The 21,507-nt window shown below is 71.1% G+C and carries 23 protein-coding genes; 10 read left to right on the top strand and 13 right to left on the bottom strand.

Features of this window, described 5'->3' with window-relative positions:
* Nucleotides 1–60: 60 nt before the first annotated feature.
* Nucleotides 61–1,854 (bottom strand): 2-oxoglutarate dehydrogenase, E2 component, dihydrolipoamide succinyltransferase, encoded by a 1,794-nt coding sequence (gene sucB, locus ACLJQF_RS47745; protein WP_410617237.1) that lies wholly within the window; start codon nucleotides 1,852–1,854, stop codon nucleotides 61–63.
* A gap of 56 nt (nucleotides 1,855–1,910) precedes the next feature.
* Nucleotides 1,911–3,284: a dihydrolipoyl dehydrogenase gene (gene lpdA / locus ACLJQF_RS47740; protein ID WP_410617236.1), complete on the bottom strand. Its 1,374-nt coding sequence runs from the start codon at nucleotides 3,282–3,284 to the stop codon at nucleotides 1,911–1,913.
* 184 nt (nucleotides 3,285–3,468) lie between these two features.
* On the opposite strand from lpdA, the gene ACLJQF_RS47735 reads away from it, so the two are divergent.
* Nucleotides 3,469–3,813 (top strand): oxidoreductase, encoded by a 345-nt coding sequence (locus ACLJQF_RS47735; protein WP_360182965.1) that lies wholly within the window; start codon nucleotides 3,469–3,471, stop codon nucleotides 3,811–3,813.
* Between the two features lie 195 nt (nucleotides 3,814–4,008).
* Here the strand turns inward: ACLJQF_RS47735 and ACLJQF_RS47730 are convergent, their stop codons facing one another.
* The 5 genes from ACLJQF_RS47730 to ACLJQF_RS47710 all read right to left on the bottom strand — a co-directional run bounded on the left by ACLJQF_RS47730 (nucleotide 4,009) and on the right by ACLJQF_RS47710 (nucleotide 10,025).
* Nucleotides 4,009–4,461: a GNAT family N-acetyltransferase gene (locus ACLJQF_RS47730; protein WP_410617235.1), complete on the bottom strand. Its 453-nt coding sequence runs from the start codon at nucleotides 4,459–4,461 to the stop codon at nucleotides 4,009–4,011.
* Nucleotides 4,462–4,471: 10 nt separating this feature from the next.
* Nucleotides 4,472–5,431 carry an SMI1/KNR4 family protein gene (locus ACLJQF_RS47725; RefSeq protein WP_410617234.1) on the bottom strand — a complete coding sequence of 320 codons (960 nt, stop codon included), beginning with the start codon at nucleotides 5,429–5,431 and terminating at the stop codon, nucleotides 4,472–4,474.
* 10 nt (nucleotides 5,432–5,441) lie between these two features.
* Complete coding sequence (locus tag ACLJQF_RS47720) at nucleotides 5,442–6,419, bottom strand: TAXI family TRAP transporter solute-binding subunit (protein WP_410617233.1); 978 nt, start codon at nucleotides 6,417–6,419, stop codon at nucleotides 5,442–5,444.
* Nucleotides 6,416–8,401, bottom strand: coding sequence for a TRAP transporter permease (locus ACLJQF_RS47715; protein ID WP_410617231.1), 1,986 nt, complete (start codon nucleotides 8,399–8,401; stop codon nucleotides 6,416–6,418). The genes ACLJQF_RS47720 and ACLJQF_RS47715 overlap by 4 nt, the downstream gene beginning before the upstream one ends.
* A gap of 124 nt (nucleotides 8,402–8,525) precedes the next feature.
* Nucleotides 8,526–10,025, bottom strand: a complete 1,500-nt coding sequence (locus tag ACLJQF_RS47710) for a leucyl aminopeptidase (protein ID WP_410617230.1) — start codon at nucleotides 10,023–10,025, stop codon at nucleotides 8,526–8,528.
* 110 nt (nucleotides 10,026–10,135) lie between these two features.
* Here ACLJQF_RS47710 and ACLJQF_RS47705 point away from each other — a divergent pair, with 110 nt between their 5' ends.
* Together ACLJQF_RS47705 and ACLJQF_RS47700 are read left to right on the top strand one after the other, a co-directional pair.
* Nucleotides 10,136–10,981 (top strand): hypothetical protein, encoded by an 846-nt coding sequence (locus ACLJQF_RS47705; protein ID WP_410617229.1) that lies wholly within the window; start codon nucleotides 10,136–10,138, stop codon nucleotides 10,979–10,981.
* Nucleotides 10,974–11,636 (top strand): DUF402 domain-containing protein, encoded by a 663-nt coding sequence (locus ACLJQF_RS47700; protein WP_410617228.1) that lies wholly within the window; start codon nucleotides 10,974–10,976, stop codon nucleotides 11,634–11,636. The genes ACLJQF_RS47705 and ACLJQF_RS47700 overlap by 8 nt, the downstream gene beginning before the upstream one ends.
* 58 nt (nucleotides 11,637–11,694) lie before the next feature.
* Here ACLJQF_RS47700 and ACLJQF_RS47695 read toward each other — a convergent pair whose 3' ends face one another.
* Nucleotides 11,695–11,994 carry a hypothetical protein gene (locus ACLJQF_RS47695; RefSeq protein WP_410617227.1) on the bottom strand — a complete coding sequence of 100 codons (300 nt, stop codon included), beginning with the start codon at nucleotides 11,992–11,994 and terminating at the stop codon, nucleotides 11,695–11,697.
* 96 nt (nucleotides 11,995–12,090) lie between these two features.
* Here ACLJQF_RS47695 and ACLJQF_RS47690 point away from each other — a divergent pair, with 96 nt between their 5' ends.
* Nucleotides 12,091–13,194, top strand: coding sequence for a branched-chain amino acid aminotransferase (locus ACLJQF_RS47690; protein WP_410617226.1), 1,104 nt, complete (start codon nucleotides 12,091–12,093; stop codon nucleotides 13,192–13,194).
* A 63-nt stretch (nucleotides 13,195–13,257) separates the two neighbouring features.
* Here ACLJQF_RS47690 and cobT read toward each other — a convergent pair whose 3' ends face one another.
* Nucleotides 13,258–14,334 (bottom strand): nicotinate-nucleotide--dimethylbenzimidazole phosphoribosyltransferase, encoded by a 1,077-nt coding sequence (gene cobT, locus ACLJQF_RS47685; RefSeq protein WP_410617225.1) that lies wholly within the window; start codon nucleotides 14,332–14,334, stop codon nucleotides 13,258–13,260.
* A gap of 250 nt (nucleotides 14,335–14,584) precedes the next feature.
* Between cobT and ACLJQF_RS47680 the strand changes: the two genes are divergently transcribed.
* Nucleotides 14,585–15,262: a 2-C-methyl-D-erythritol 4-phosphate cytidylyltransferase gene (locus tag ACLJQF_RS47680; RefSeq protein WP_410617255.1), complete on the top strand. Its 678-nt coding sequence runs from the start codon at nucleotides 14,585–14,587 to the stop codon at nucleotides 15,260–15,262.
* Nucleotides 15,263–15,274: 12 nt separating this feature from the next.
* Here the strand turns inward: ACLJQF_RS47680 and ACLJQF_RS47675 are convergent, their stop codons facing one another.
* On the bottom strand, nucleotides 15,275–15,742 hold the full coding sequence (locus ACLJQF_RS47675) for a hypothetical protein (protein ID WP_410617224.1): 468 nt from the start codon (nucleotides 15,740–15,742) through the stop codon (nucleotides 15,275–15,277).
* Nucleotides 15,743–15,880: 138 nt separating this feature from the next.
* Between ACLJQF_RS47675 and ACLJQF_RS47670 the strand changes: the two genes are divergently transcribed.
* From ACLJQF_RS47670 to ACLJQF_RS47660, 3 genes are read left to right on the top strand one after another with little or no spacing between them, the layout of a single operon-like run.
* A complete protein-coding gene (locus ACLJQF_RS47670; RefSeq protein ID WP_410617223.1) occupies nucleotides 15,881–16,630 on the top strand; it encodes a GntR family transcriptional regulator in 750 nt (249 codons plus the stop codon).
* Nucleotides 16,627–17,469 (top strand): phosphoribosylaminoimidazolesuccinocarboxamide synthase, encoded by an 843-nt coding sequence (locus tag ACLJQF_RS47665; protein ID WP_410617221.1) that lies wholly within the window; start codon nucleotides 16,627–16,629, stop codon nucleotides 17,467–17,469. Before ACLJQF_RS47670 ends, ACLJQF_RS47665 begins: the two co-directional genes overlap by 4 nt.
* Entirely contained in the window at nucleotides 17,462–17,689 is a 228-nt protein-coding gene (locus tag ACLJQF_RS47660; protein ID WP_410617220.1) for a hypothetical protein, read from the top strand. The genes ACLJQF_RS47665 and ACLJQF_RS47660 overlap by 8 nt, the downstream gene beginning before the upstream one ends.
* Here the strand turns inward: ACLJQF_RS47660 and ACLJQF_RS47655 are convergent.
* Both ACLJQF_RS47655 and ACLJQF_RS47650 read right to left on the bottom strand, forming a co-directional pair.
* Nucleotides 17,686–18,675 (bottom strand): aldo/keto reductase family protein, encoded by a 990-nt coding sequence (locus ACLJQF_RS47655; protein ID WP_410617219.1) that lies wholly within the window; start codon nucleotides 18,673–18,675, stop codon nucleotides 17,686–17,688. The genes ACLJQF_RS47660 and ACLJQF_RS47655 overlap by 4 nt on opposite strands.
* A gap of 211 nt (nucleotides 18,676–18,886) precedes the next feature.
* A complete protein-coding gene (locus tag ACLJQF_RS47650) occupies nucleotides 18,887–19,534 on the bottom strand; it encodes a DUF3043 domain-containing protein (protein WP_410617217.1) in 648 nt (215 codons plus the stop codon).
* Nucleotides 19,535–19,682: 148 nt separating this feature from the next.
* Between ACLJQF_RS47650 and ACLJQF_RS47645 the strand changes: the two genes are divergently transcribed.
* A complete protein-coding gene (locus ACLJQF_RS47645; RefSeq protein WP_410617216.1) occupies nucleotides 19,683–20,060 on the top strand; it encodes a HesB/IscA family protein in 378 nt (125 codons plus the stop codon).
* An 82-nt stretch (nucleotides 20,061–20,142) separates the two neighbouring features.
* Here ACLJQF_RS47645 and ACLJQF_RS47640 read toward each other — a convergent pair whose 3' ends face one another.
* Nucleotides 20,143–20,313 (bottom strand): hypothetical protein, encoded by a 171-nt coding sequence (locus ACLJQF_RS47640; RefSeq protein ID WP_410617214.1) that lies wholly within the window; start codon nucleotides 20,311–20,313, stop codon nucleotides 20,143–20,145.
* 149 nt (nucleotides 20,314–20,462) lie between these two features.
* Between ACLJQF_RS47640 and ACLJQF_RS47635 the strand changes: the two genes are divergently transcribed.
* Nucleotides 20,463–21,455 (top strand): carbohydrate kinase family protein, encoded by a 993-nt coding sequence (locus tag ACLJQF_RS47635; protein WP_410617213.1) that lies wholly within the window; start codon nucleotides 20,463–20,465, stop codon nucleotides 21,453–21,455.
* Nucleotides 21,456–21,507: the final 52 nt, after the last annotated feature.

The raw sequence follows: 21,507 nt of genomic DNA, 5'->3' as shown, positions 1-21,507 counted from the left end.
TCCTCCCGGATGCGGCGAAGGCCGCCACGGGATTCCCGTGGCGGCCTTCGTCAGGGTGACTCAGAGGCCGAGTTCGCTCTCGAAGTTGCCCTCTTCCAGGCGCTGCTTGATCGTCGTCAGGAAGCGGCCCGCGTCGGCCCCGTCCACCAGGCGGTGGTCGTAGGTCAGCGGCAGGTACGCCATCGACCGGACGGCGATCGTGTCGTTGCCGTCGGCGTCCGCGACGACCACCGGGCGCTTGACGACCGCGCCGGTGCCGAGGATGCCCGACTGCGGCTGCACGATGATCGGCGTGTCGAACAGCGCGCCGACGCTGCCGATGTTCGTGATCGAGAAGGTGCCGCCCGACAGCTCGTCCGGCTTGATCTGACCCGCCCGCGCGCGGCCCGCCAGGTCGGCGATCCGGTGCGCGATACCGGCCAGGCTCAGCTCGCCCGCGTCGTGGATCACGACCGAAAGCAGCCCGCGCTCGGTGTCCACCGCGATGCCCAGGTGCACGGCGCCGTGGTAGGTGATCTCCTTCGTGTCCTCGTTGTAGGACGCGTTGACGTTCGGGTGCTGCTTGAGCGCCTCGACCGTGGCCTTCGCGAAGAACGGCAGGAACGTCAGGTTGACGCCCTCGCGCTCCTTGAAGCCCGCCTTCGCCCGCTGGCGCAGCTTGGCGATCTTCGTGACGTCGACCTCCTGGACCTGCGTGAGCTGCGCGGCGATCTGCAGCGACTCGCGGGTCTTGGTGGCCGTGATCTGGCGGATCCGGCTGGCCTTCTGCACGGTGCCGCGCAGCGCGGCGAGCTCCGGCGACACCGGGGCCGCGGGACGCGCGGCGGGCGCCGACGGGGCGGCAGCGGCGGCCGGAGCGGCAGCGGCCGGAGCCGGAGCCGGTGCGGCGGCGGCCTTCTGCTTCTCCTCGGCCGCGGCCAGGACGTCCTGCTTGCGGATCCGGCCGCCGACGCCGCTGCCGGTCAGCGACGCGAGGTCGATGCCGTGCTCCGACGCGAGCTTGCGGACCAGCGGCGTGACGTACGGGCCGTCCGCCGAGCCGTCCTTCGCCGCGGCGGCCGGAGCCGCCTCGGCCGCCTTCGCCGCGGGCGCGGCCTGCGGCTGTGACACCGGTTGGGGCTTCGGTTCCGGCTTGGGCTCGGGCTTGGCCTCCTGGACCGGCTCCGGCTTGGGTTCCGGCTTCGGCTCGGGCTTGGGCTCCGGCTTGGACTCGGCCTTCGGCGCCGCATTCGCGTCGCCGATCACGGCCAGGACGCCGCCGACCTCGACGGTCTCGTCCTCGCCCGCGCGGATCTCCAGCACTGTGCCGGCGACCGGCGACGGCACCTCGGTGTCGACCTTGTCGGTGGAGATCTCGAGCAGCGGCTCGTCGACCTCGACCGAGTCGCCGACCGCCTTCAGCCAGCGCGTGACGGTGCCTTCGGTGACGCTCTCGCCCAGCTCGGGCAGCTTCACCTCGGTGCCTTCGCCACCGGCGGCCGGCGCGGTGTCCGGCTTGCTCGGCGCGCTCTCCTCGGCGGCCTGGGCCTGCGGCTCCGGCTGCGAAGGCTCCGGTTCCGGCTCGGACTGCGGCTCTTCCTGCGCCGGGGCGGCGGAGGACTCCGGCACGCCGCCGGTGCCGTCGTCGATCACGGCGAGTTCGCCGCCGACCTCGACGGTTTCGTCCTCCTGGGCGCTGATCTTCACGACCGTGCCCGCCACCGGGGAGGGCACCTCGGTGTCGACCTTGTCGGTCGAGATCTCGAGCAACGGCTCGTCGACCTCGACGGTGTCGCCCTCCTGCTTAAGCCACCGGGTGACGGTGCCTTCGGTGACGCTCTCCCCGAGCTCCGGCAGTGTGACGGAGTAGGCCATCGTTCGCTGACTCCTCTTTCAAGATTCTGCGTGGTCTGGATTCTGCTGGTGGGACGTCAGCTGTGCACGTGCAGCGGCTTGCCGGCCAGGGCAAGGAACGCTTCACCGAGGGCCTCGGTCTGGGTCGGGTGCGCGTGGATGAGCGGAGCGACATCCTCGGGGAAAGCCTCCCAGCTGTAGATCAGCTGCGCTTCGCCGATCAGCTCGCCGACGCGGTCACCCACCATGTGTACACCCACGACCGGACCGTCCGGCGCCTTGATCAGCTTCACCCCACCGGAGGTCTTGAGGATCTGGCTCTTGCCGTTGCCGCCGAGGTCGTAGGTGAACGTCGTGACGTCCGAGCCGTACTTGTCCTTGGCCTGCGACTCGGTCAGCCCGACCGACGCGACCTCCGGGTGGGAGTAGGTGACCCGCGGGATGCCGCTCTCGTCGATCACGCGCGGGTTCTGCCCGGCGATCTCCTCGGCGACGAAGATGCCCTGCTGGAAGCCGCGGTGCGCGAGCTGCAGGCCGGGGACGATGTCACCGACGGCGTAGACGTTCGGGAGGTTGGTGCGCAGCCGCTCGTCGGTGAGGACGAAGCCGCGCTCGATCTTGACGCCGGCCTCCTCGTAGCCGTGGCCCGCCGAGTTCGGCCCGCGGCCGACGGCGACCAGCAGCAGGTCGGCCTCGATGGTCTCGCCGGACTCCAGCGAAACGCTCACGCCGTTGTCGTCCTGCTTCGCGCCGGTGAACCGCACGCCGGTCTTGAAGGCGATCTTGCGGCGGCGGAAGGCGCGTTCGAGCTGCTTGGACGCGAACTCGTCCTCGTTCGGGACGAGCCGCGGCAGGGCTTCGACGATGGTGACGTCGACGCCGAAGGAGGCCCACACGCTGGCGAACTCGACGCCGATGACGCCGCCGCCGAGGACCACGACCTTCTTGGGGACGTAGTCGAGGGAGAGGGCCTGCTCGCTGGCGATGATGCGGCCGCCGAGCTCGAGGCCGGGCAGCGTGCGCGAGTACGAGCCGGTGGCGAGGATGACGTTCTTGCCGGTGTGGCGGGTGCCGTCCACCTCGACGGTCGTGCCGCCGACGAACGTGCCGCTGCCCTCGACGAGGTTCACCTTGTGCGCCTTGGCCAGGCCCTGCAGGCCCTTGTACAGGCGGGCGACGATCCCGTCCTTGTACTTGTTGACCCCGGCGATGTCGATGCCCTCGAAGACGGCTTTGACGCCGACCGCTTCGGCTTCACGGGTTTCGTCGGCGACCTCGGCGGCGTGGAGCAGGGCCTTGGTCGGGATGCAGCCCCGGTGGAGGCACGTCCCGCCCAGCTTGTCCTTCTCGATCAGGGTGACGGAAAGGCCAAGCTCGGCCGCGCGGAACGCCGCGGCGTAGCCGCCCGATCCGCCTCCCAGGATCACGAGGTCGGCGGAGGTGTCGGTCACTTCATTAACTCCTCGGCAAGCAGTGGGGTGTTGCTCTGTCGCCGCGCTCGCGCCCGGTATAACCGCGCGCGCGACACCCGCCATCTTGTCACTACGCCGGACGAGGCTGCGAGCTAGCCGGGTGTGCGACGCCGACCACACGCGGAGTCCGGGATAATGAGTGGTGGAAGTCTCGGGAGATGAGGTGGTCGAGGTGGGGCTCTTCGACTCGCTGCGCAGGCGGGCCAAGGGTGGGCAACGTGCCGGTACGCTGCGGAAAGCCAGTTCCGAGGACACTCGTCACCTCGAGGAATGGGTGGCGACGCGGCGGGGTGTCGAGGCCTTCGTGGAGCCGAAGACCAACGTCACGGAGACCACTGTGGTGTTGATCGCCCACGACGGTGAGTGGACCCGGCGGCGGATCGGCAGCCTGGAGGCGGCGCAGCAGTTCGGCCACCGCCGGTCGATCCCGGTGTACGAGGTCGCGCGGGTGGGTTATCCGAAGCGGATGCGCGAGTACACCGAGCGGAAGAAGCGCGGCCAGGTCTAGTACTACAGGGACACTTGTGTGCGTGACCTGGGAAACAAGGTCACCGTTTGCCGTGGCTGGTGGTCGTGAGTGGTAATTCGGGTTCTAACCCGAATTACCACTCACGACCAGCTGCGGCAGACCGGCAGGCCGGCGTCCAGGATTGTCCTGGCAGGCTATCTTCGGCCGCACCGAGCGGAAGAAGCGCGGCCAGGTCTAGAGCTCGATCCGGCCGACGACCTCGCCGTTGAAGGTCTGGCCGGTCGGGCGGAAGCCGAGCTTGAGGTAGAAGTCCTCCGGGCCGCCTTCGGCCGGGATCCACAGGACCGTCGCCGCCTTCTGGCCGCGCCGGCGGGCTTCTTCGAGGACGGTCTCCACCGCGAAGCGGCCGTAGCCGCGGCCCTGGACGCCCGCGCCGACGTTCAGCCGCCAGATCCCGCAGCGGAAGAAGTCGAACTCCGCGTCCGGGTTGAAGCCGCCCATCACGAACGCCGACGGCTGGCCGTCGGCGAGGATCAGGCGTGGCCAGGCGATTTCCGGCTGCGTGTACGCCTCGGCGAGCGAGACGGCGACGGGTGCGACGAAGGTCCTCTGGTGTGGTTCGACGGCCAGCTGGCACGCGGCGGCGACGTTCTCGGGGGTGATCTTCTCCGCGGTGAGGATGGTCACCGGGCCCAACCTAGCCTGCCTGCGCGAGCAGGGTGGCGTGCTGGATCAGCGCGGCCCGGAAGGACGCGTGGACCGTCGTGCCCAGTACCGGGTCGACCTCGATCACGTGCCCGGCCGAAAGCAGGAGCACCGCCGGCTCCGACAGCACCACCACCCCACCCTCCGCGCGCAGGTCGGCCGTGCCCAGCAGCCGGGGGAAGACCACGTCCGCGGGCAGGCCGTCGCAGGTGCGCAGGAACTCGCGGTGGTCGGCCGGCAGCTCGACGCCCAGCCGCAGCTCCGCCGAGCGGATCGCCGCTTCCGACGCCGGGGGCGGCGGCGTCGCGCCGCCGCGCAGCCGCAGGATCTCCGCGACCAGCTCCGGCCAGGTGCCCAGGTCCCGCGGGTATCGCTCGTGCAGCGCCGCGACCAGCGCGCCCGCGCACGCCGGAGCCCAGTCGTGCAGGCCGAGCGGGTCCGCGCCCGCGACCAGCGCCGGAGCCACCGCCCGCGTCGCCGCCACCGTCGCGACATCGGGGAGCGGTCCGACGAGCGAAGCCCAAAGCTCCAGGTCCCCTTCGGCCAGCGCGGCGCGGACGCGGTCCGGGCGTGCCGGCGCGACGTGCTTGACGACCTCGGCGACCAGGCCCGGCGGGAGCACACCCTCGAGGTCGGAGACCGGACGGCGCAGCGACGTCGCGTGCGCGCGCTCCTCGGCGTCGAGGTCGAGCGGCGGCAACCCCTCCGCCCAGTCCGGACGCGCGCCCCGGGCCTCGAAGAGCATCGCCCACGCCCTGGCCCGCACCGGGTCGGCAGCCAGCGCGGTCACCGGTCGTTCGGTGCGGGCCAGCCACTGCGTGACCAGCCGGTCGGCTTCGTCGAGGGCGCCGGAGATCGCGAGCAGCAAGGCCGCGTAACCCACCTGGTCGTCGACGCGCGCCTCGGGCGCCGTCAGGACGTCGCGGACCGCCGCTTCGAGGTAGTCCTGCACCTCACCGACCCTAGCCGAGGGCTTGCTTGGCGCCCGGGTGCAGCGGTACCGGGTCGGTCTGCGGCGCCAGCTGCCGCGAGATCTCCTTCGCCGCCGGGTGCACCTTCGCCAGCTCCGCCTGCTTGTCGAAGATCAGCTTCGTGATCGCGCACGCGTTGCCCGCCGGGAAGTCCTCGCGCACCAGCAGGAGGTTCGGCACCACGACCGTCGGCACGTCCGCGGGCTGCCCGTAGGCCGCCTTCGGGATCACGGCCTGGTCGTAGACCGGGTTGACCTTCTTCAGCGCCGGCAGCAGCGGCGTGATGTCGAGGAACTTCACCTTGTCCTTCAGGGCCGTGGTGATGTCGGTGATCTGCGCGGTCGGCAGCCCGCCGGACCAGACGAGCCCGTCCAGGGTGCCCGCCTTCATGCCGTCCGCCGTCTTGGCCAGATCCAGCCGTTGCGCCTGGACGTCGGCGTCGGGCTTGAGCCCGGCCGCCTGCAGGAGGCGGTTCGCGATCACTTCGGTGCCCGACTTCGGGGAGCCGGTCGAGATCCGCTTGCCCTTCAGGTCGGCGACGGAGTCGATCCCCGCGTCCGTGCGGACCAGCACCTGCGTCGAGTTCGGGTAGATCCGGGACAGGGCCTGGATCTTCTGTGGCTTGCCGTCGAAGGAACCCTTGCCGTTGACCGCGTCCGCCGCGGTGTCGGCCAGCGAGAACGCGACGTCGTAGTTGCTGGCCACCAGCTGCTGGATGTTCTGCACCGACGCGCCGGTTTCCGCGGCCGTCGCACGCAGCTTCGTGCTGTTGCTGATCTGCTGGGCGAGCCCGCCGCCCAGCACGTAGTACACGCCACCGCTGTTGCCGGTGGCGATGGTGATGCGGCCCTCGCCCGCTTCGCAGGACTGGGTGCCGCCGCCGGGGGATGCCTGGTCGGTCTGTTGTTTCCCGCCGCAGCCGGTGACGGCCAGAGCGAGCACCGCGGCTGCGGCGACTGCGCGTTTCATGCTGTCCTCCTCGTGATCACGGCGTGGGTGAGCAGAGCGGCGGCGCCGCACCCGGCACCGATCGCGATCGGCACCGGCTCCAGGTAGAGCAGGCAGAGGGCGGCGGGCACGAACAGCAGCCGCACTCCCGTGCTGACCGGCCCGAAGAGCCAGCCGCCGGTGACCACCGCCAGCGCGGCGACGGCGAGCGCGGACACCGCTGTCACCCACAGCACGGTGAGGACGTCGGATTCCAGCAGCAGCGCGGCGCCGTTGTCGGTCAGCACGAAGGCGATCGGCACCAGGAACGCCGGGAGCGTGTACTTCCAGCACTGCCACATGGTTCCCAGCACCGAGCCGCCGGTGATCGCCGCCGAAGCCACCGCGGCGAGCGCGGTCGGCGGCGTGACCTCGGAAAGCACGGCGTAGTAGAAGATGAACATCGCGCGCTCGGCGTCCGCGACGCCGAGCGTCTCCAGCGCCGGGCCGATGACGACCCAGGCGATGATGAAGCTGGCGGTGACCGGCACCGCGAGACCCAGCACGCCGACGGCGATCGCCGAGAGCAGCACGGTCAGGACGAGGATCAGCGTGCCGTTGTCGGTGAGCGCGCCGGCCAGTTCCACCAGCGCGTCGGCGAGTTCGAGGCCCAGCCCGGTCTTGGTGATGGTCGAGGTGATCACCCCGGCCGCCGCGCACACCGCGATCACCGGCAGCGCACCGCGGACGCCGGCCGACAGCGCGTCGACCATGTCCTTCGCCCAGCCTTTGAGGTCGTGGCGCCGGGCGATCAGCGCGAACAGCGCGGCGACGCCGGTCGCGTAGACGACGGCGGCGAACGGCGGGATGTCCAGGGCCAGGAACACGACGATGACGGCGAGCGACAGGAAGTGGTAACCGCCGCGCCGCAACAGTTTCCACGGATCGTCGTGCGGGACGTCGACGGCTTCGGCCTGGAACCGCCGCGCGTCGGCCTCCATCGCGAACACGATGCCGAGGTAGTAGAGCAGTGTCGGGACGGTCGCCCAGATCAGCACCTTCAGGTACGACGTCTGCAGGTACTCGGCGATGATGAACGCCGCGGCGCCCAGCGTCGGCGGCGAAAGGATGGCCCCGATGCCGGACGCGGCGAGCAACCCGCCCGCGTTTTCCTTGGGGTACTGGGCTTTCTTGAGGATGGGCCAGGTGATCGAGCCGAGGCTGACCGCCGTGGCCGTGCCCGAACCCGACACCGTGCCGAGCAGGAACCCCGACAGCACGGTGGTCCGGCCCGGTGCCGTCCGCGACTTCCGGAACGCGGCGAAGGAGATGTCCACGAAGAACTGCCCGGCCCCGGAGGCGTTGAGCACCGCGCCGTAGAGGGTGAACAGCACGATGTAGCTCGCCGCGACGTCCAGGGGAGTGCCGTAGAACCCGCTCGCGTCGTTGAAGAGCGCGTTGACGATCTGGCTGAAGTCGATGCCCGCGTGGGCGATGCCCCAGTTCTGCGGGAGAAATCCGCCGTAGTAGGCGTAGGCGAGGAAGAGCAGGCAGACGATCGGCAGCACCAGCCCGGTGGTGCGGCGGGTGGCTTCGAGGATCAGCACCAGCAGCAGCGCGCCGGCCACGATGTCCAGCGGGGACAGGATGCCCTGGCGGTTCAGGAAGTCGTCGTAGCCGACGAGCACGGGGTAGAGGCCCACGGCCAGGGCGGTGCCGGCGAGCGCCCAGTCGGTCCAGCCCGGGTCGTCGCGGCCGCGCAGCCGCGGGCGGTAGCAGAGGAACACCAGCGGGAGTGTCACGCCGAGGAAGAGCACCAGGTAGAACTGGTTGCCCTTGGCGAACGGGAAGAACACCTGCTTGAGCACCAGGACCGCGACGGCGAGGGCGACGAAGTAGACGACGCGGTCGGGGACCCGGGAGAGGGTGCGTGCGGGCCGTTCCTCGTCGTGCTCGGCGGCGATTTCGGCGGGGGAGGCGCGGTCCACCGGCTCGGTCGTCACCCGGTCACCGTACGGTGTCACGGATCACACCGAAAGGGATCTTCCGGACTCAAGCGCCCCAATGTGGCCTTGGTTGCGTCTCACGCACCCAAGGCGGCCTTCGGTGCGTCAGACGCACCGAAGGCCGCCTTGGGGCGCTCGGGTCTCAGCCGTTGGCGGCGATGTCCGCCAGGACCGCGGCGAGCGACCGCACCGGGACGCCGGTGCCGCCCTTGCCCGTGTAGCCCCACGGCCCGGCGGTGTTGAAGGACGGGCCGGCGATGTCGATGTGGACCCAGTCGAGGCCGTCGGCGACGAACTCGCGCAGGAAGATCCCGGCCGCGAGCATGCCGCCCCAGCGGTGGCCGGTCACGTTGGCCAGGTCGGCCAGCCGCGAGTCGAGGTCGGCGCGCAGTTCCTCCGGCAGCGGCATCGCCCAGCCGTTTTCGCCGGTCGCCTGCATGATCGCGGCGACGCGGTCGCGGAAGTCCTCCGAGCCCATCACGCCGGCCGTGCGGTTGCCGAGCGCGACGACCTGGGCGCCGGTCAGCGTCGAGGTCTCGATCAGGTAGTCCGGGTTCTCCTCGGCCGCGCGCACCATGGCGTCGACCAGGACCAGCCGGCCCTCGGCGTCGGTGTTGAGCACCTCGACGGTCTTGCCGCCGTACATGGTCAGCACGTCACCCGGGCGGTACGACGTCCCCGACGGCAGGTTCTCCGCCAGCGGGATGTGCGCGACGACCTCGAGGGGGTACTTCAGCTTCGCCGCCAGGACCACGGTCGCGAGCACGCCGGCCGCGCCGGACATGTCCGAGGTCATGTGGTCCATGTTCGCGGCGGGCTTGAGCGAGATGCCGCCCGAGTCGAACGTGATGCCCTTGCCGACCAGCGCGACCTTCTTGACGGCCTTGGCCGGCTTGTAGCCGATGCGCACCAGGCGCGGCTGGCGGGCCGAGCCGCCGCCGACGCCGAGGATGCCGCCGAAGCCCTTGCGCTTCAAGGCCTTCTCGTCCAGCACCTCGAACTCGAGGCCGTTGTCCTCGGCCAGCTTCTTCGCGCGGTCGGCGAAGGAGGCCGGGTAGAGGTCGTTCGGCGGGGTGTTGATCAGGTCGCGCGCGACCATGACGGCTTCGGCGATGGCGCCGGCCGCCTTCAGCGTTGCCTTGTGCTCGCGGGCGGTGCCGGTTCCCGGGGTCGCGAAGTCGGCCTTCGCCAGCGGGGCGTCGCCCTTCTCCGAGCGGTAGGCGGTGAAGACGTAGGAGCCGAGGATCGTGCCCTCGACGGCGGCCTGCAGGTCGACCTCGGACAGTGTGACGAACGCGCGGTCGGTGCCGGCCAGCGCACGGCCGGCGGCGCCCGCGGCGCGGCGGACCTGCTCGGGGGTGACGGCGTCGGTGGCCTTGCCCAGGCCGACGGCGAGCACCACGCCCGCGGGGAGCTTGCCCAGCGTCGGGAGCTTGACGACCTCTTCGGCCTTCCCGCTCGCCCCGAGCGTGGCCAGCAGGCCGGCGAGCCGGCCGTCGAAGGCGGCGTCCACGGCGGCGGCGCCGGGGGCGAGCAGGGGACCGTCCTCGCCGGCCACGGTGCCGATGACGACAACGTCGGCGCGCGTCTTGGCCAGTGCCTCCCCGGTGTTGTCGGACAGGGCGAGCTTAGGCACGGTCACTTCTGGCTCCTCGCGCGTTCTCGGTGGCACCGGGCACCGGCCCGGTCAGGATCGTGAGCCATGCTAATGACGACCTGACCACGGGTGAACAGAGGGCGAGGGAGGGCCGCGTGCGGCTGGGCGGTGGGCTGCTGGTCGCGCTGGCGGCGGCAGCGGCGGGCGCGGGCTGGTGGCTGCTCGCCGGGCTGGTGCTCGCGGCGATCGCCGCGGGCGTCACGGCGGGCGTGCCGGAACCCGGGGAAACCCCGGCCGACCGGGGCGTCGTCGTCCTGGCGCGACTGTCCGAAGTGGCCGTCTACGCGATCGCGTTCGGTGCCTACGTCGTCCCGGCGCACCGCGAACTCGCGGCCGCGGCGTTCGTCGTGGTCGTCGCCGGGGCGGGGTTCGCCGGCCTGAAGATCCCGACGATCGTCGTACGGATCGCCGTGGGACTGCTGCTCGCCGCGGGCCTCGTGCTGGTCGCCGTGTGCGTGGCCGTGCCGCCGGTGGGGACGGCGGACGGTCTCCGGCCACCGGACTTCGCGGGCGTGCTCGTCGCCGCCGTGCTGGTGCTGCCGTTCCTGCGCCCGGGCGGGCGGGAGAACGCGGGCCGCCGGGTGCTGCTGCTCGGCGCGCTCGCTGTCCTGGCCGCCTTCGCCGCGCTCTACCAGCTCGGCGCGGTGCGGCTCGGGCTGTCGCTCACCTCGCTGCGCGACCTGCTGTCCGCCGCCGACGCGGACGCGCTGCAGCCACTGCTCACGGTCGTCGCCGTGGTCGCCACCGTCGTGCCCGCGCTGGCCGCCGGGACCGAGGTCCGGGCCCGGGCCGGGGTGCCGGGACTGGCCGGGCTCGCCGTCGCCGCGGCGGCCGCGTACCTGCTGCCGGCGCTGCCCGTGCTCGTCGTCGCGGGGCTGGCGACCGTGTTCGAGTTGCTACTGGGCGTACGCGCGCGCAGGTACAGTGAGACCCGTGAGTGATCGACGCTGGCGGCCGGGACAGACCGTGGTCGAACGGTTCCACCGCCCCGACGGCTCGATCGGCCAGGTCCACCCGCTGCGCGTCCTCGAAGACGACGGCCGCGTCCTGCGCGCCTGGCTCCCGGCGGGCACGCCGATCGTCGGCAGCAGGCTCGCCGACGGCCGCCTGATGCGGGACGCCCCGCTGGACCAGCGGTTCCGCATCCCGCGGGTGCCGGTGCCGGACTCCTGGCACGGCGTGTCGACGCTGCGCCGGATTCCCGAAGACGAGTGGTCTTCGGTCTGGTGGTTCTTCGACCTCGAAGGCCGGTTCAAGAACTGGTACGTCAACCTGGAAATCCCGCTGGGCCGCACGCCGGGCGCGGTCGACCGGATCGACGGCGTGCTCGACGTCGTCGTCGAGCGCGACGGCAGCTGGCGCTGGGACGACGAGGACGAGGCCGAGGCCGCCCTGGAAGTCGGCCGCCTGACGCTCGAGCAGTTCGACCGGCTGCGCACCGAGGGCGAGCGGATCGGCGCGCTGGCCGAACGCGGCGCCTACCCGTTCGACGGGACCGACACCGACTTCCGCCCGGACGAGGGCTGGTCGGCGCCGGAGCTGCCGGCGCAGCTCCTGATCCGGCCAAAAGCAGGCCGACCCTCACCCGGGACGTAACCGCTGCTACGAAGTCATTCGGCCGTGACTGTGGTCGGATCAGGAACCATCGGCACAGTCAGCCCGCGGCCAGGAGAAGGACCAGCGCCAGCGCGGCGTTGACGACCGCGAGGATGACGACCGACTTCGTCGGGAGCACCTTCGGGAACGCCTTGCCGTGGATCTTCCGCCACCACACGACACCGAAGACCCCGCCGACCAGGCCGAGGAAGCCGCCGAACCCGCTGTCCAGCACGGCCCAGCCGACCATGCCGAGCAGGCCGACGCCGAAGGTCAGCAGCACCGCGGCGACGAACGTCTTGATGTCGGCACCGGTGGTCTTGGGCCGGGGAACCGGCTCAGTGGAGTGGTAGGTCACGGCGTCATCCTAGAGCGGTCCCGCCGGAAGCGCGGGGAACCCGGAACAGATGGACATCCGACTAACGCGCGTCCGAGCAAGCGGTATCGTCTAGCCATGACGACCACGACACAGTTCGCCCATCTCCCGCACCCGAGTCCTGCGAGCGCGGACCGTGTCGCGGAGGTACTCGAGACGCCCGGTTTCGGGTTGTACTTCACCGACCACATGGTCACCGTCAAGTGGTCGAAGGCCGAGGGCTGGCACGACGCCCAGGTCGGCCCCTACGCCCCCTTCACCCTCGACCCGGCGACGTCGGTGCTGCACTACGGCCAGGCCATCTTCGAAGGTCTCAAGGCCTACCGCCAGCCGGACGGCTCGATCGCGTCGTTCCGCCCGGACGCCAACGCCGCGCGGTTCCGGCAGTCGGCCGAGCGGCTCGCCATGCCGCAGCTGCCCGACGAGGTCTTCCTCGAGTCGCTGCGGGAGCTCATCGCCGTCGACGGCCGGTGGGTGCCCACCCGGCAGGGTGACTCGCTGTACCTCCGGCCGTTCATGATCTCGACGTCCACCGGGCTCGGCGTCAACAGCCCGGCCGCCGACTACGTGTACACGGTCATCGCTTCGCCGGCCGGGTCCTACTTCTCCGGCGGTGTGAAGCCGGTCAGCGTCTGGCTGTCCACCGAGTACGTCCGGGCGGCTCCCGGCGGCACCGGCGCGGCCAAGTGCGCCGGCAACTACGCGGCGTCGTTCGTCGCGCAGGCGCAGGCCGTCGAGAAGGGCTGCGACCAGGTGGTGTGGCTCGACGCGGTCGAGCGGCGCTGGGTCGAGGAGATGGGCGGGATGAACCTGTTCTTCGTCTTCGGCTCCGGTGAGAACGCCCGGCTGGTGACCCCGGAGCTGACGGGGTCGCTGCTGCCCGGCGTCACCCGCAAGTCGCTGCTGCAGCTGGCTTCGCGGCTCGGGTACAAGATCGAGGAACGCCGCATCTCCACCGAGGAGTGGGAGAAGGCGGCGGCGTCCGGCGAGCTGACCGAGACGTTCGCCTGCGGCACCGCGGCGGTGATCACCCCGGTCGGCCACGTGAAGCACGCAGGTGGCGAGTTCACCATCGGCGACGGACAGCCGGGCGTGCTGACGATGAAGCTGCGCGAAGAGCTGACGGGGATCCAGGAGGGCACCCGCCCGGACGCGGACCACTGGATGGTCAAGCTCGGCTGAAGCTCGATGTCATGAAGGGCACCCTCATGGACTTTACGTCCATGAGGGTGCCCTTCATGACATTCAGGAAGCCGGAGCGGCGATCAGCGGGCCGGAGACGCCGGCCTGCTCGTGGGTGGCCGTTTCGGCGAGGACGCGGGCGGCCATCATCAGCAGCGGCAACGCGGTCACCGCGCCGGTGCCTTCGCCCAGCCGGACGTCCAGTTCCAGCAGCGGGCCCAGGTCCAGGTGCTCCAGGGCAAGGGCGTGCGCCGGTTCGGCCGTCCGCTGGCCCGCGACCCACCAGCGGCGGGCGCCCGGGGCGAGGTCCTCGGCGACGAGCGCGGCGGCGCAGGTGACCAGGCCGTCCAGCACCACCGGCGTCCGGCGGACCGCGGCCTGCGCGAGGAAGCCGGCCATCGCGGCGATGTCCGCGCCGGCCGTGGTGCGCAGCAGGTCGACCGGGTCGGCCAGCACCGCGCGGGCCCGGCGCAGGGCGTCGCGCACGGCCGTGGCCTTGCGCATCCACGCGTCGTCGTCGATGCCGGAGCCGCGGCCGACGACGGCGACCGGCTCGCTGCCGGTCAGCGCCGCCACCAGCACCGACGCCGGGGTGCTGTTGCCGATCCCGAGGTCGCCGGGGATGAGCAGGTCGGCGCCGCCGTCGACTTCGGCGTCGGCGATCGCGATCCCGGCGCGGATCGCCGTTTTCGCCTCGTCGGCGGTCAGCGCGTCTTCGACGTCGATGGACCCCGAGCCGCGGCGGACCTTGAACTCGCCGATCGAGCGGGTCGCGGGAGCCTCGGTGTCGACGGCGAGGTCGACCACGCGCACGCTCGCGCCCGCGGCGGCGGCCAGGACGTTGATCGCGGCGCCGCCGGTGAGCATGGTGCCCAGCAGCTGCGCGGTGACCTCGGCGGGATAGGCGGAGACGCCCTTGGCGGCAATGCCGTGGTCCCCGGCGAAGACGACCACCCGCGGCCGGGTGAACGGCCGCGGTGGCGACTGTCCCTGGCAGGCGGCGATCCAGACGCCCAGCTCTTCGAGCCTGCCGAGCGACCCGGCGGGCTTGACGAGCTTGTCGTGCAGCGCGATCGCGGCGGACCGGGCGTGGTCGTCGGGCGGGGTGATCTCGGGGAACTCGATGTTGTCCGGCTCCACACCAGGCCCTTCGACTCTTGGGGGGGGTCCGGGTGGCGGAGCCCCCGGCCCGGGGCGGAGCCCCGGTTTCAACGCTGCCACGGCAACGCTGTGGCCAACTTACCGGGAGCCCGGAAGCTCGCGGCGGCGCCCGCCCGCCGAGGAACGTCTTGAATGACTCATTCCTGGCGTCAGACGCCAGGAATGAGTCATTCAAGGCATCGGGATCGGCGGCGGGGCGGGTGTGGCGCTCCCGGTAGTCTCGCGGCTCGTGGAGACGACGGCGGCCGCGGTGGTGCTGGCCAGTGGCGCGGGGACCCGCGTCGGCGCGAAGCTGAACAAGGTCTACCTGCCCCTGGCCGGGCGGCGCGTGGTCGCCTGGTCGCTCGAGGCCTTCCGCAAGGTCCCCGGCATCGGCGTGCTCGTGCTCGTGATCCGGCCGCAGGACCGGGACCTCGCCGACGAGGTGGCCGGCGAGGGTGTCGAGATCGTGCACGGCGGCGACACCCGCCAGGCGTCCGAGCTGAACGCGCTGCGGCACCTCGCCCCGAGAATTGCAGGCGGCCGGGTCGACGCCGTGCTGCTGCACGACGCGGCCCGGCCGCTGGTCCACCCCGAACTGGTCGGTGCGGTGCTGGCCCGGACACGCGAGGACGGGGGGGCTGTGCCGGGCCTGGCCGCGGACGACGTCGTCGAGGTGGATGCCGGGCACCTGGTCGCCCAGGTGCCCGGCGCGATCCGCGTCCAGACGCCTCAGGGCTTCCGGGCCGGACCGCTGCTCGAGGCCTACGAGAAGGCCGAGCGCGAAGGCTTCGTCGGTACGGACACTTCCTCGTGCATGGAGCGGTTCTCCTCCCTGCCGATCCGCTGGGTCCCGGGGGCTCCCGAGAACCTCAAGATCACCTATCCCCACGACCTCGTCGTCGCGGAGCGGCTGCTCGCCCGCTGAGCCTGACAACTGCTAGGCGCACGCGGGCGGGCCACCGCCGTCGGTGCCTTCTCCCTCCCCTGACCCCTCCCGGTGCGTCCCGGTCGGCCGGATGGTGACGTCGTGGCGCAGTTCCGGCGGGATCCGGCAGTCCGGCTGTGGCCGGAGCGCCTGCAGCGGTGCGCCCGGGGTGCCGGGCTCCGCCAGGGTGAGCACCGCCCGCAGCGTCCACACCGGGGTGGCGTGGTACTGCCAGGTGACGACCCGCGGGCTGAACACGTCCGTGCCCGGGAAGGTCGGCACCCGGTAGGCGCTGGCCCGGTGCTCGTCGCGGAGGATGATGACGTCCGCGCAGGTCGGCCAGCGGTGCACGGCGGCGTAGATCTCCGGCGCCTCGCGGCCGCCGAACAGGTGCAGCACCCATTTGCGGCGCCGGAGTTCCTCGAGGAGTTCCTCGAGGCCCTGGCCGCTCGAACCGGAGTGTGCTGTGGGCGGGGACACACTTTCGAGAGTAACTTGCGTACTAGAGCACAGTCCAGTGCGTGTACTAGTACACCTGGGTGGTTCTGAACAGGCCTTTGTGTGTCACCCGTCGGCGTGCTAGAACACTTGTGCGTGTTGTCCCTGTGAGGAGCCGCCTTGCCCACCCTCGACCGCCCTGAGCCGCCGTACCTGCAGATCGCGGGCCGGATCCGTGACGACATCCTGTCCGGCCGGCTGCAGGAGGGCGACGCAGTGCCGTCCGCCCGCGAGATAGCGCGTACCTGGACCGTCGCCATGGCGACGGCCACCAAGGTGCTGGCCACGCTCCGCTCGCAGGGCCTCGTGCGGCCCGTGCGCGGCGTCGGCACGGTCGTCGACCGCGGCGGCCTGCACCGCACGGCCCGCGACCGCACCGCCGCCTCGGTGCGGACGGGCCGGATCTACCCGCCCGGCCACTACGCGGTGATCCGCTCGGCCGCCCTGGAGCCGGCGACCGAACGCGCCGCGGCCGCACTCGGCCTGGAGGAGGGCGCCCCGGTGATCCGCCGTCGGCGTACCACCTACGGTCCCGATTCGCGGCCGCTGTCGACGTCGACGTCGTGGTTCGACGGCGTGCTGTCGGCCAAGGCGCCGGCGCTGCTGGTGGCGGAGCGGATCGTCGAGGGCACCGCGGCCCACGCGGCCGCCCGGCTCGGCACGAAGGTCGCGACGACGCAGGAACGGCACGCGGCGGGCCGCGCGGGCGAGGAGGAGGCGGCCGAGCTGGGGCTGCCCGCCGGGTCGCCGGTGCTGCTCGGCCGGAGCACCTTCGTGGCGGCCGACGGGACGGTCGTCGAGTACGGTGAGTCCGCCGCCTTGCCCGACCACTGGGTTTTCTACGAGTACACGACTGAGGACGGCGAATGAAGCACATCCACGCGGGCAAGGTCCGTGACCTGTACGAACTCGACGGCGGGGACATCCTGCTGGTCGCGTCCGACCGTGTCTCGGTCTACGACGTCTCGCTGCCGACGCCGATCCCGGACAAGGGCAAGCTGCTCAACCAGCTGTCGGCCTGGTGGTTCGACCGGATGGCCGAGGTCGTCCCGAACCACGTCGTGTCGACCACCGACGTGCCGGACGAATTCGCCGGGCGCGCGATGCGCTGCAAGCCGCTGAAGATGGTCCAGGTCGAGTGCATCGCGCGCGGCTACCTGGCCGGCCTGGGCCTGCGCGAATACCAGCGTGACGGCAAGATTTCGGGTGTCGCGCTGCCGCCGGGCCTGGTCGAGGGCGACAAGCTGCCGGAGCCGATCTTCACGCCGACGACGAAGATCTCCGACACCGGCCACGACGAGTTCATGACCTTCGACGAGGTCCTGACCGAGATCGGCGAGGACACCGCGAAGCGGCTTCGCGAGCTGACGCTGGAGATCTACACCAAGGGTGCCGAACACGCCGCCGCCCAGGGCGTCATCATCGCCGACACGAAGCTGGAGTTCGGCTTCGACGCCGACGGCACGCTGACCCTCGGCGACGAGGTCCTGACGTCGGACTCGTCGCGGTTCTGGCCGGCCGACGAGTGGGAGCCGGGCCGTCCGCAGCACGCGTTCGACAAGCAGTTCGTCCGCGACTGGTCGCGGTCGACGGGCTGGGACCAGACCCCGCCCGGGCCGGAGATCCCGGCCGACATCGTCGAGCAGACGCGGCAGCGCTACACCGAGGTCTACGAGCGGATCACGGGGAAGACCTGGGTCCGTGGGTGAGTACGACCCGTACCGCCTGATCGACGACGTCGAAAGCCTGCTCGTCTCGCACGGTTTCGCGCCCGCACGCGTGCCCGGGCGCGGCGGCGACCGGCTGGCGGGTGCCAGCCGCCTCCTGCGCGGGTTCGGCCTGGAGCCCCGGATGGCCCCCGAGGACGCGTTCGACCTCGGGGTGCCGTTCCAGGGCCGGATCAACCAGGCTGAAACACTCAAAGACTAGGGGCTCTTCGTCAGGCTGGCGTCGCGCTCGACGACGTCGCCGAGGACGTCGTCGATGGCCTTGAGCAGGTCGGCGTCGAGCTTCTGGCCGGCGGCCTTGACGTTCTCGTGCACCTGCTCCGGCCGCGAAGCCCCGATGATCGCGGAGGCGACGTTCGGGTTCTGCAGCACCCAGGCGACGGCCAGCTGGGCGAGGCTCAGCCCGGCCTGCTCGGCCAGCGGTTCGAGCTGGGCGACGCGCTTGAGGACGCCCTCGTCGAGGAAGCGGGCGACCATGTCGGCGCCGCCCTTTTCGTCGGTGGCGCGCGAGCCTTCGGGGTAGGCCTGGCCGGGCTTGTACTTGCCGGTGAGCACGCCCTGCGCGATCGGCGACCAGACGATCTGGCTGAGGCCTTCGCGTTCGGAGGTGGGGATGACCTGCTCTTCGATGACGCGCCAGAGCATGTTGTACTGCGGCTGGTTCGACACGAGCGGGATCTTCAGCTCGCGGGCGAGGGCGGCGCCGCGGGAGATCTGCTCGGCGGTCCATTCGGAGACGCCGACGTAGAGCACCTTGCCCTGGCGCACGAGGTCGGCGAAGGCGACCATGGTCTCTTCGAGCGGGGTGTGCCGGTCGAACCGGTGTGCCTGGTAGAGGTCGACGTAGTCGGTGCCGAGCCGCTTCAGGCTGGCGTGCGCCGACTCCGTGATGTGCTTGCGGGACAGCCCCTTGTCGTTGGGCCCCTTGGGGCCGGTGGGCCAGTAGACCTTGGTGAAGATCTCGAGGCTTTCCCGCCGCCGGCCCTTCAAGCCGCGCCCGAGCACGGACTCGGCGGCCGTGTTCGCGTAGGCGTCGGCGGTGTCGAAGGTGGTGATGCCGGCGTCGAGGGCGGCCTGGATGCAGGCGTGGGCCCGGTCCTCCTCGACCTGGGAACCGTGGGTGAGCCAGTTCCCGTACGAGATCTCACTGACGTTGAGGCCGCTGCGGCCGAGACGACGAAACTCCATGCCGCGAGCTTAGGCGGTAATCGTTTGCTTTGCTAACGACCTGGCGTGACTCCGGTCTCCGCCGCGGCCCACCCACACGTCTTGAATGACTCATTCAGGACCTCGGACGTCCTGAATGAGTCATTCAAGACGTTTGCGCGGGCAAGCCGGCCGGTCGTGGACAGCAAGAAGCCGGGTCGAGCATCGCTCGACCCGGCTTCTCGAAACCGGCTCAGTTGGGGATCGGGTCCCCGGGCTTCAGCCGCGGCTTCGGCATCCGCAGCCGCCGGATCTGGGACGCCCGGACGAACGCGTACCAGCCGATCGACCGGCCGTTCACCGCTTCCTTCGGGAACTTCTCCCGCACCAGCTTCGCGATCTTGCGGCCGTTCACGAAGCCCTCGATCGCCATCACCAGCAGCATCGCGGTGCACAGCAGCGTGATGTACGACTGCACCTGGGGCAGCGGCATCAGCAGCGCCAGGAACACCACGATGGCCAGCGGCATGAACAGGCCGAGCAGGTTGCGCCGGCTGTCGACCAGGTCGCGGACGTATGCCTTGACCGGGCCGCGGTCGCGCGGGAGCAGGGCCTTGTCGTCGCCGCGCATCATCGCTTCGCGGCGGGCCTTGGCCGCCGCGCGGCGGTCTTCCTTGTTCTGCGGGTTCGCTTTGCGCAGTTCCTTGTTGCGCTTCATCGCCTCACGCATGGTGGTGGGCGGCGGCGCCACCGGGCCGCGCCGCTTCGCCTCCGCCTCGCGGCGCTTCGGCGTAGCCTTGCCCTTACCGGGCGTGTACGCCTTGCCGGCGACGTCGACGGCTTCGCCCGCCTCCGGCTCGTCGGCGGCGGTGTCTGTGGTGCTTCGGCGCAGGAACCTCACCTCACCAGGGTATTGCAGGCGTCACGCCGCCGGTAACCCGGCCGATCCATGTGCGACCATGGTGGGGGAACAGATCGGACGTCCCCGGTGTTGAGCACGTCAGCACGAGGAGTATCCGCAGCGAGTTCGACTTTGATGAGGGAGTGCCATGACGACCGCTGAGCACGCCGGCGCGACGCAGGCCGAGACCGCCGAGGAGACCCACGGCGTCACGTTGACCGACGCCGCGGCTTCCAAGGCGAGGGCCCTGCTCGAGCAGGAGGGCCGCGACGACATGCACCTGCGCATCGCCGTCCAGCCCGGTGGCTGCGCGGGCCTGCGCTACCAGCTGTTCTTCGACGAGCGCGCGCTCGACGGCGACCTGTTCCGCGACTTCGACGGCCTCAAGGTCGCCGTGGACCGGATGAGTGCGCCGTACGTGTCGGAAGCCGTCATCGACTTCGTGGACTCGATCGAGAAGCAGGGCTTCACGATCGACAACCCGAACGCCACCGGTTCCTGCGCCTGCGGCGACTCGTTCCACTGAGTCATCGCCTGCGCGGTCACCGCCTGCACGCGAGAGGCCCCGTCGCCCGGAAGGGTGACGGGGCCTTCTTCGTTGCTGCGGATCAGACGTAGGCGTCGAGCTCGGCCACCTGGGCGTGGCACGCCTCGTCGACCAGCCACGGCTTGGCCGTGACGCGGGGCATCGGAAGGCTTTCGGCCTGGAGCGTCGCCGGGATGAAGGCGCAGTCGGCGATCAGCTCGGACAGGGTCTCGGGTTCGGTGACGGCGTTCACGATTCGTAACGCTATTGATCCGCTCTCGACTGGAGAAGGAGTACCAGCCGGTAGTGTCGGCTGGGCACGCGCGAACTACCCGGATGGGTCATGACCCGGGGGTAACTTCGCGCCTTTTGCCGTGAGGAAAGAGCACAAAGGAGCAGCCGGTGGCAGAAAAGGCCAGGATCGCGGTGTCCGGCAGTATCGCGACCGACCACCTCATGCACTTCCCGGGCAGGTTCGCCGAGCAGCTGGTCGCCGAGCAGCTGCACCGCGTCTCGCTGAGCTTCCTCGCCGACGACCTGGTGGTCCGGCGCGGCGGCATCGGCGCGAACATCGCCTTCGGCCTCGGGGTGCTCGGCGTCCAGCCGGTTCTCGTGGGCGCCGTCGGCGCCGACTTCGCCGACTACCGCTCCTGGCTGGAGCGGCACGGTGTGGACACCTCGGGCGTGCACGTGTCCGAGGTCGCGCACACCGCGCGGTTCGTCTGCACCACCGACGAGGACCTCTGCCAGATCGCGACGTTCTACGCCGGCGCGATGGCCGAGTCCCGCAACATCGAGCTGCAGCCGATCGCCGAGCGCTCCGGCGCGCTGAGCCTGGTGCTGATCAGCCCGGACGACCCGGAAGGCATGATCCGCCACGCCGAGGAGTGCCGGCAGCGCGGGTACGCCTTCGCCGTCGACCCGTCGCAGCAGCTGGCCCGGATGACCGGCGAGCAGGCGCGCGCGTTCGTCGCCGGCGCGAAGTACCTGTTCAGCAACGACTACGAGTGGGAGCTGCTGCTCCAGAAGACCGGCTGGACCGAGGCCGACGTCCTCGACCAGGTCGGGCTGCGGATCACGACACTGGGGGAGAAGGGCGTCGAGATCGTCGGCAAGGACGGCGTCGCCCTGCAGATCAATGCGGTCCCCGAGCGGGCGAAGGCCGACCCGACCGGCGTCGGCGACGGCTTCCGCGCGGGCTTCCTGGCCGGCCTCGACGGCGGCCTCGGCGTCGAGCGCGCCGCACAGCTCGGCTCGCTGATCGCGGTGCTGGTCCTGGAGACGGTCGGCACCCAGGAGTGGACGTTCGACCGCGCGGAGGCGCTGGCCCGCATCGGCGAGGCCTTCGGCCCGGACGCGGCGGAGGAGATTTCATCGGTCCTGCCCGCCGCCTGACCCGGGCTCGTCGTGAGTGGTAATTCGGGTTAGAACCCTAATTACCACTCAC

It is taken from the genome of Amycolatopsis sp. lyj-109 (assembly GCF_046548995.1).
Taxonomy (GTDB): domain Bacteria; phylum Actinomycetota; class Actinomycetes; order Mycobacteriales; family Pseudonocardiaceae; genus Amycolatopsis.
The sequence above is the reverse complement of the archived record's forward strand: the minus strand, read 5'-3'. Positions and strand labels throughout refer to the sequence as shown.